Origin of the sequence: Mariniphaga sp., assembly GCF_041687215.1 — a bacterium.
Lineage (GTDB): Bacteria > Bacteroidota > Bacteroidia > Bacteroidales > Prolixibacteraceae > Mariniphaga.
Window position 1 is genome coordinate 46,022 of sequence record NZ_JAWLCI010000033.1, and the last position, 8,039, is coordinate 54,060.

The window sequence follows — 8,039 nt, forward strand, 5'->3', positions numbered from 1 at the left end:
ATAATTATGAAGAAATTATTGTTTTTGACAATTGCTTTTGCCTTGTTTATTTCGTGCGGACAGCAGGAAAAAGAATCGGATATGGACCGGTTTGTCGGCGATTTAATGAGCCAAATGACCGTTCAGGAGAAAATTGGACAACTAAACTTAATAACTCCCGGCGGAGGAATTCCGACCGGTTCAGTGGTAAGTACCGATGTGGAGGCCAAAATTAAAGAAGGTAATGTTGGTGGAATCTTTGGCGTTTCCGGTCCCCAAAAGGTGAGGCAGGCTCAGCAACTGGCCATTGAAGAAAGCCGTTTGGGAATCCCGATGATTTTTGGTTCCGATGTAATCCACGGATACAAAACCACGTTCCCCATTCCGCTTGGAATATCTGCAAGCTGGGACATGGAACTCATTGAAAAAACTGCACGCATTGCAGCACAGGAAGCCACTGCCGACGGTATTTTCTGGAATTTCTCGCCCATGGTCGATATTGCCCGCGATCCGCGCTGGGGACGTGTGGCCGAAGGTGCAGGAGAAGACCCGTTTCTCGGTTCGCTTGTGGCCAAAGCCATGGTACGCGGTTATCAACAGGACGACCTGGCACACGAAAATACAATGATGGCCACTGTAAAACACATGGCATTGTATGGTGCTTCGGAAGCAGGTCGCGATTACAATACAGTGGACATGAGCCGTAACCGGATGTTTAATGATTATATGCCGCCTTACAAAGCGGCTGTTGATGCCGGTGCAGGCTGTGTGATGTCGTCGTTTAACGATGTGAACGGAATTCCTGCTTCGGGAAACCGATGGCTGCTTACCGATCTACTGCGCGACCAGTGGGGATTCGATGGTTTTGTTGTTTCCGACTACACTTCTGTAAATGAAATGATTGCACACGGAATGGGCGATTTACAGGCGGTTTCAGCACTTTCGCTCAAAGCCGGTCTCGACATGGACATGGTGGGCGAAGGATTTTTAACGACCCTCGAAAAATCACTGGAAGAAGGAAAAGTGACAGAAGCGGAAATTGATTTGGCCTGTCGCCGAATTTTGGAGGCGAAATATAAACTGGGCTTGCTTGATGATCCGTACAGATATTTCGATGAAACGCGTCCTGAAAAAGAAATATTAACGGCTGAAAACCGGCAGGCAGCGCGTGATGTGGCAGCCCGTTCGTTTGTATTACTAAAGAATAACAATCAGGTTTTGCCGCTGAAAAAGTCGGGAACGGTGGCGTTGGTGGGGCCGCTGGCCGACAGCCAGAACAACATGCTTGGAACCTGGGCGCCCACGGGCGAACATCACCTGGCAGTGAAAGTTATCGATGGAGTCAAAATTGTTGTTGGTGACGAGGTAGAAATCCTTTACGCCAAAGGAGCCAATATTGTGGATGATCCGGAATATGCTGAAAAAATCAATGTGTTCGGGCCGAAAGTAGAAATCGATGAGCGCTCGCCGGAAGAAATGATTCGCGAGGCACTGGCTGTTTCGGCAAGGGCAGATGTAATTGTTGCAGTGGTTGGCGAAGCCAGCGAAATGAGCGGTGAATCAGCTAACCGAACCAACCTGCAACTTCCCGAAAATCAGAAAAAACTGGTGCGTGCGCTCGCAAAAACAGAAAAACCCTTGGTGCTCGTGATGATGAGCGGCCGCCCGCTGGCACTGGTAGAGGAAAACGAACTGGCCAATGCTATTTTGCAGGTCTGGCATCCTGGCGTGGAAGCCGGAAATGCAATTGCTGATGTGCTGTTCGGGAATTATAATCCATCAGGAAAACTAACCATGACTTTCCCTCGAAATGTGGGACAGATTCCCATCTACTACGCGCACCGCAACACCGGAAGGCCACAGGAAGGCGATACATTTGAGAAATTCAAAACCAATTACCTCGATTCACCCAACTCGCCGCTGTTTCCTTTTGGTTACGGGTTGAGCTACACCAAATTTGAGTACAGCGAAATAACATTGAGTAAAACGACAATTTCTGCGGATGAAACACTGGAAGCCAGGGTGACGTTGACCAACACCGGTGATTACGACGGGGAAGAAGTGGTGCAACTCTACATTCGCGATGTAGTGACCAGCATTACCCGTCCTGTGAAGGAACTGAAAGGGTTTCAAAAAATATTCCTGAAAGCAGGGGAATCGAAAGAAGTTAGTTTTACCCTTTCAGAAGAAGACCTGAAATTTTACAATTACGATTTGGAATTTGTGGCCGAACCCGGCGAGTTTATCGTTTTCATAGGCACCAGCAGCGATGAGGTGAAGGAAACCAGGTTTGTTTTGGAATAACAAATTGATTTGGAATTTACCCTTTTAATTTTTCTTATTTTTGCTCCCCAATTTTTAGCGGTAGCATGAAATCGGACAGATTTAAAGGGTACTTTTTTGCCATTATTGGCACGCTGGCATTTTCCAACGAATACATATTCAGCAAAGCTGCAATGAATGAAGTGCACATGGCGCAGTTCGGGGTTTACTGGTTTGCCATAAGCTCCGTGCTTATTTTTTTGTATGCAGCATGGAATAAAAAGTTAGGTCAAATAAGGCAGTTAACCAAAAAGCAGATTCGCATATTACTGGCACTGGCCATTCTTGAAATACTTACAACTACCTCGTTTTACCTCTCCATCCATATTATTCCCGATCCCGCAGTTACTTCATTTTTAGGAAGTATGTATCCTGTGATGCTGGTACTGGGCGGAGTTTTGGTTTTGGGCGAAAGATTTGGTCCGGTGGAGATATTTGGTGGTTTTCTGGCTATTGCCGGTGCTTTTATTATCGGTTACACAGGTGAAACCGAGCTGAAAAAACTATTTATCCCCGGCACAGGAATCGTTTTGCTGAATGCTTTTTTTGCCACGGTAACCTCACTGGTGGTAAAAGTACACGTAAAAAAACTGAGCCCGGAATTGTTGAATCTCAATCGCTCAGTCTGGCTGTTGCTCTTTTCGCTGGTGATGTTTTTTGTTTACGGGCAGTCGTTCGTGATTCCTGTTTCTGCATTAAGGAACATTGCCATTGGTGCAACACTAGGCCCTTTTCTTGCCATTCTTACCATTTACTATTCGTTTCGTTATCTGGAAGCATCCAAATCATCGGTGGTGCAAAGCACGAAAGGTGTTTTTGTGCTCATCGGCGCGTACCTGTTTTTTGGCACCTTGCCCCTGCCGCACCAGCTTCTTGGTGGGCTTCTTACTGTTGTCGGTGTTTTGGTGATGACTTTGGCCAGGGCCGGACTGATCATAAAACGAAATGCGTTGCCAATCCGGGATGCACAAAAAATAACAAAAGACAAATAAACAAATTCCAAACCCGCCTGAACCGGACGGGCAGGTAATTTTCAAATTCCAGGAAATCTAAATCCAATATGGCTTATCCAGTTTTTGATTTTGTCTTCAGTTTTGGATTTAGTTGATTTTTGAGATTTGATTTTTGAGACGTTAATTTAAACATCGTCATCATCACCGAAAAACTCATCGGGATTAAACGGAATATCATCATCCGGGTCTTTGTCGAACGGCCCTACACCGGGCGGATTAAACAACCCCCAGCGGTCGATGATGTAGTTCCACCGGTCGAATCCGGCAACCCAGTCGATGAACAACAGGCGGTACTCTTCAATCAGGTCGCGCACCATTTCGAAATATTCAACTTCTTCAAAACCAAACATTTCCAGCGAATGGTTCGAAACCATCAGATCGCGGGCCGCTTTACGAATTATGGCTGCCGCTTCCATGCGCAGATCGTATAAATCGCCACCCTCGGCGCCGGCAATCTTTACGGTGAGCATGCTGGCATCCGCAAGCATATCTCCTTTTACAAACTGAAGGTGTTCATTATCTTCGGGAATTAAATCACAGATTTTCCGGGTCATTTGATAAATCTCTTCCCCCTTCTTGTAAATGGGAAGGTCTTCCACCCGTTGTCGTCTTTCGCTGTAATCCATTTTGTTGCCTTATAAAATTTGGAATGAATTGACTTGATTGCAAAGGTAGAAAAATTGTTTTTGCCAATTTCAGATAAAAAGAAACCGGCCCTGGAAAGGACCGGCCCTACATTTTGCAACTATGGTTTTGTGTAATTTTCTTTTATTGGTTAATAAATTCAATCATCTGAAATTCAAAAGATTAATTTACTAAATTCTGGATTTTCTTTTTTTTTACTTTTCCCTCTTGTTTTTTTAGCCTTTTTTCCTGTTGTCGTTCTTTCAGACTTTTTTGGGCTTCTTTAAGCCCGATGCTTTTTTTTGCCATGACTTAAATTTTTATTGTGTTAATAATTAATGTACTTCTTCGGGATAAATGACATTTTTAATTTTCACCTTTTTAACTCCCCGCGGAGCATTAAAAGAGATGGTGCTGCCGGCTTTATAACCCAGCAATGCACTGCCAAACATGGACAAAATGGAAATGTTTCCTTTTTTAAAGTCTGCATCTTTTGGGTAAACCAAACGCACTTTCATTTCACGATTTGTGTCCAAATCAAGTACCTCAGCAAGCGAATTCATACGCACAAAATCGGTTTTAATTCGTTTGCCTTTTATTTTTTTGGCCCGTTTAATTTCGGAGCCCAGAAAATCGACATTTCGCTTTTCTGTAGTGTGTAAAAACTTTTCCGTTTTCAGCAGTTCACATAAGCTAATGTAATCCTGCTCTGTAATATTGATGTTTTGTTCCATAATTATGTAATTTTTATCGTATCCGACTTAAATATATCGTATCCGATGCAATTATAATAAAACTTTTATACTTTTACAAAAAATTTGACTGAATGGGAAAGAATAAATATGCCATTTTGAAGCAAGTAATTGATTTATACGAAGATTACGAGCAGAATGAAAAACACCTTGATCTTTTATCGTTTGCCCGTTGGATTACCAATAAACTGGACGAAGAACCGGAACTGAACCGGAAAGTTTCACAAGATAAAATTTCAGGTGTTTTTACCGACGAAGTTCCCGTAACAAAAAAGTTTGACGAGAAAACACGGTTTTTGGAATCAGTTTCGCGCATTGCGCGTTACCACGAGTTCTATTCCCGGAAAGCTTTAAAAGATTTGGTAATTAATACCCGGCTCGAGTTCTTATTCCTTCAGACGGTGGATTTTATGGAAAAGGCAAAAAAAACCGATCTGATAAATATCTATCATTTGGAATATACAACCGGAATGGACACCATAAGAAGGCTAACAAACAATGGTTTACTTGATGAAGTTCCTGACGAGTCGGACAAACGGGCAAAATTACTGGTGCTTACCAAAAAAGGACACGAAATTCTGGCACTGGCCAATAAACGAATGAGCGACGAGAATAAAATGTTTTTAACAGCCATTAACGACAACAAGTGGAAAAAAGCCATGCAGATACTGGAAGAAATAGATGAATTTCACAGCAACGTTTACCAGAACCACGGCGATAAACCTTTTGCCGAACTCTGCAACCTGATGGATTCGCTGAAGTATTTGTACAAGTGAAACGAGCATGGCCCAACAATCATAAAAGTGTAAATTCTTCCGGAGTTTTTACTCAATACTTCCGACTTTGCTTACAACATACGACCTCGCCAAGGATGGCGAAAAACTTTGTGGAGACCAACTGAATGGTTTATTGTTCTTTAACGCCCGGCAAATTGGTTTTCGTATAGCCTTTTGTTTTTAGGTGCAATGGTGTACGCCACCAGCAACCCCATCCGGAAACCGTTCCAGGCTGTTCTTATTTCCGAATTTTCCACGGCCAGCCACCAGTCTTTGTTTCCTTCGGGGTACAGTTTTCCGGGAAAATCGTGTAAATACCCCAGGTTAAGCTGAAAGCTGATGGGGGAAAGCCGGTAAGTGGCAGCTATTCCGAATTCTGCACCAGCACCCTTCGAATGAAACAGGTAATTTTCTTGTACCGTAACCTCCGCTGGTGATTTAATTTCAAAGTAATCTTTACCTTTCAGGAAAGAAAACAGGTAGGAAGCTTCGAGGTAAGGCCCGGCTGAAAAATTATTTTGTTGATAAAAATTCTTTAAAAACGAAAGCCCGAGCTGGTTGCCGTTCACAATGGCATCCAAATCAATCCGTCCGGAATAATCGGAAATTGTTGACCGCGAACCGGTGGAACTGAAAGTGTAAAAAATACCGATTTTATCGAGGTATAAAACATTTCCCAAAGCAATTTCAGCGCTGTAAATGGGCGAAACCGGATAACTTTCGGTGGTTTTAAGCGGCAGGTCGTTTTGCCTGACCCGGTAGCGCTGAAAGTTTTTCAACTCAAGCATATTGTAAGTTCCCATTCCCAGTTTTGCGCCAAACGACCATTCCTGCCCAAAAGCAGAAACAGAAAATACAAAAACCACAATGGTAATCAATTGTTTCTTCATCGGTTAATATTCAGAGGAGTTGATGTAAAAGCCTTTGTCGCTGAACACGTGGTTATTCCAAAAGTAAACCACGTCGAAGTTGTGTTTCAGCCCAATTGTTTTTTTAATTTCGCCGGTGGTGTAATCGTATATGTAAAGGTTTTGTTTGGTGTCGCTTCCTTTCACTTCATCCCAAAAAGCAACCTCATTCAAATTGGTATCTATTCCGCAAAAATGACCTTTTTTAACGGGGATTTCAATTTCCTTTTTAAGCTGACTGGCATTGTAAAGTCCAAAAACATTACCGGTTTCGCCGGGATATTGTCGTTCATTTCCTTCCAGAAACCAGAACAAATGGCTCTCTTCAGCTACCCACCCGGCACGTGAAATAATCGGTGCTGAAAACCTGTGGGCCAGCTCAAATCCAGTTTCCGTGACATTAAAAACAAAAATTTCATCCAACCCTGCGTTTCCGTTACTTTTTAGGCTGAATGCATAATTTCCGTCGGGCGACAAAACAAGTTGTGAAAGGTTGTCATCTTCCTGTGTAAAAAGCAATCTGCCCGCAATTCCGTCGTACAATCCTACACCGAAACCGGCGGGACCAATCATCCGGTTGTTTTCTGAGATAGAAGAGTTGCTTGAAAACCAGTGAAACCCGTAATCCCAGCATTCCGACGAAGTGTATTTACTGAGATTTCCTGAATTATATTTTTTCATGAAACTGTTCACCATGGTAACCAGGCTAAAATCGTAATTTGAAATAAACCATGAAGAAAAAAATCCGGACTCACCGGCTGAGTTCAGTTGCATTCCCGGAAATTTATATTGGGAAACAATTCCGTCCCAATACAAATAAACGTTGTCGTGTTTCGGCGAGCCAATAATTTTGCTGAATTCTGGAATGGTTTTTCCAGTGCCGAAGTTTAAAACCGAGCGGGCTAACTGGTTTTCCTCATAAATGCGGATGTCCGATTTAGGGTAAAACGAAAGTGTGTATTCTGTTTCACTTCCAAACCGGAGGTTGTCAACTACAACTGCCGTATCGTTTAAATTTTCAGATGAAAAGAGAACAATATCGGGATTTGGATAGTAATCGGGCATGGTGAGGGTCACTTTTTCCACAGCATTGTAAAAGTCGTTTTTTGCCCAGCTAAACCGGGCACTGCCACCTGAAATCCAGGTTGTGTCGAGTTGCGGAAACGGATAATCGAACCGGTGCTTCTGACTTACCGCCTTTTGGTTGCTGGCATAAATTTCAACCCAGTAAATACCGGTTCCGCCAACAAACGAAGAGTCTGCAAAACGGTGAATCTCCTGATTGTTTATTTCGGCAATCTTATGCTTTTCGCCATCCCATTCCACTTCTCCAAAATTTTTGTATAAAATGTATTTTTGAAAATTGAACCGTTCGTATTTTTCCCATTCAATTTCGAGCACGCCGTTTTTATTTTCAATGCTGGTAATTTCTACCGGAATTGGATTTCCGCCGTCCAGCAACACCTCCCAACTGTGCTGAAAAACCAGTTCTTCCACACCCAGTAAATCGGCCAGACTGCCTGTTTTCGAGTTGGTTGTAACCACCATGGTCATGGTTTCAACCCCAATTCCCCATGGCGAAGGTTCGAACATAAAATTACCTGTTTGTGTATTCCCCTGATGAATAGATTGTTCACCCACAAAAAACTCCACATTGTAAATATT

Annotated in this window: 8 protein-coding genes; 3 read left to right on the plus strand and 5 right to left on the minus strand. The window is 43.0% G+C overall.

The annotated features are described in order from the left end of the window. Positions 1 to 6 precede the first annotated feature (6 nt). Together bglX and ACESMA_RS12580 are read left to right on the plus strand one after the other, a co-directional pair. Complete coding sequence (gene bglX, locus ACESMA_RS12575) at positions 7 to 2,283, plus strand: beta-glucosidase BglX (RefSeq protein ID WP_372949181.1); 2,277 nt, start codon at positions 7 to 9, stop codon at positions 2,281 to 2,283. A 65-nt stretch (positions 2,284 to 2,348) separates the two neighbouring features. Next, positions 2,349 to 3,293 (plus strand): DMT family transporter, encoded by a 945-nt coding sequence (locus tag ACESMA_RS12580; RefSeq protein ID WP_372949182.1) that lies wholly within the window; start codon positions 2,349 to 2,351, stop codon positions 3,291 to 3,293. Positions 3,294 to 3,439: 146 nt separating this feature from the next. Here ACESMA_RS12580 and ACESMA_RS12585 read toward each other — a convergent pair whose 3' ends face one another. The 3 genes from ACESMA_RS12585 to ACESMA_RS12595 form a co-directional block, all read right to left on the minus strand. Beyond that, the gene (locus ACESMA_RS12585; protein WP_372949183.1) at positions 3,440 to 3,940 is read right to left on the minus strand and encodes a hypothetical protein; all 501 of its coding nucleotides are present in this window, start codon (positions 3,938 to 3,940) and stop codon (positions 3,440 to 3,442) included. A gap of 181 nt (positions 3,941 to 4,121) precedes the next feature. Next, positions 4,122 to 4,247, minus strand: coding sequence for a hypothetical protein (locus ACESMA_RS12590; RefSeq protein ID WP_372949184.1), 126 nt, complete (start codon positions 4,245 to 4,247; stop codon positions 4,122 to 4,124). 26 nt (positions 4,248 to 4,273) lie between these two features. Further along, positions 4,274 to 4,672 carry a GreA/GreB family elongation factor gene (locus ACESMA_RS12595; protein WP_372949185.1) on the minus strand — a complete coding sequence of 133 codons (399 nt, stop codon included), beginning with the start codon at positions 4,670 to 4,672 and terminating at the stop codon, positions 4,274 to 4,276. Positions 4,673 to 4,764: 92 nt separating this feature from the next. Between ACESMA_RS12595 and ACESMA_RS12600 the strand changes: the two genes are divergently transcribed. Beyond that, positions 4,765 to 5,466: a MarR family winged helix-turn-helix transcriptional regulator gene (locus ACESMA_RS12600; protein WP_372949186.1), complete on the plus strand. Its 702-nt coding sequence runs from the start codon at positions 4,765 to 4,767 to the stop codon at positions 5,464 to 5,466. A gap of 140 nt (positions 5,467 to 5,606) precedes the next feature. Here the strand turns inward: ACESMA_RS12600 and ACESMA_RS12605 are convergent, their stop codons facing one another. Together ACESMA_RS12605 and ACESMA_RS12610 are read right to left on the minus strand one after the other, a co-directional pair. Next, positions 5,607 to 6,356 carry a hypothetical protein gene (locus tag ACESMA_RS12605; RefSeq protein WP_372949187.1) on the minus strand — a complete coding sequence of 250 codons (750 nt, stop codon included), beginning with the start codon at positions 6,354 to 6,356 and terminating at the stop codon, positions 5,607 to 5,609. A 3-nt stretch (positions 6,357 to 6,359) separates the two neighbouring features. Then, on the minus strand, positions 6,360 to 8,039 hold a 1,680-nt coding region (locus ACESMA_RS12610; RefSeq protein WP_372949188.1), incomplete at its 5' end, for a hypothetical protein.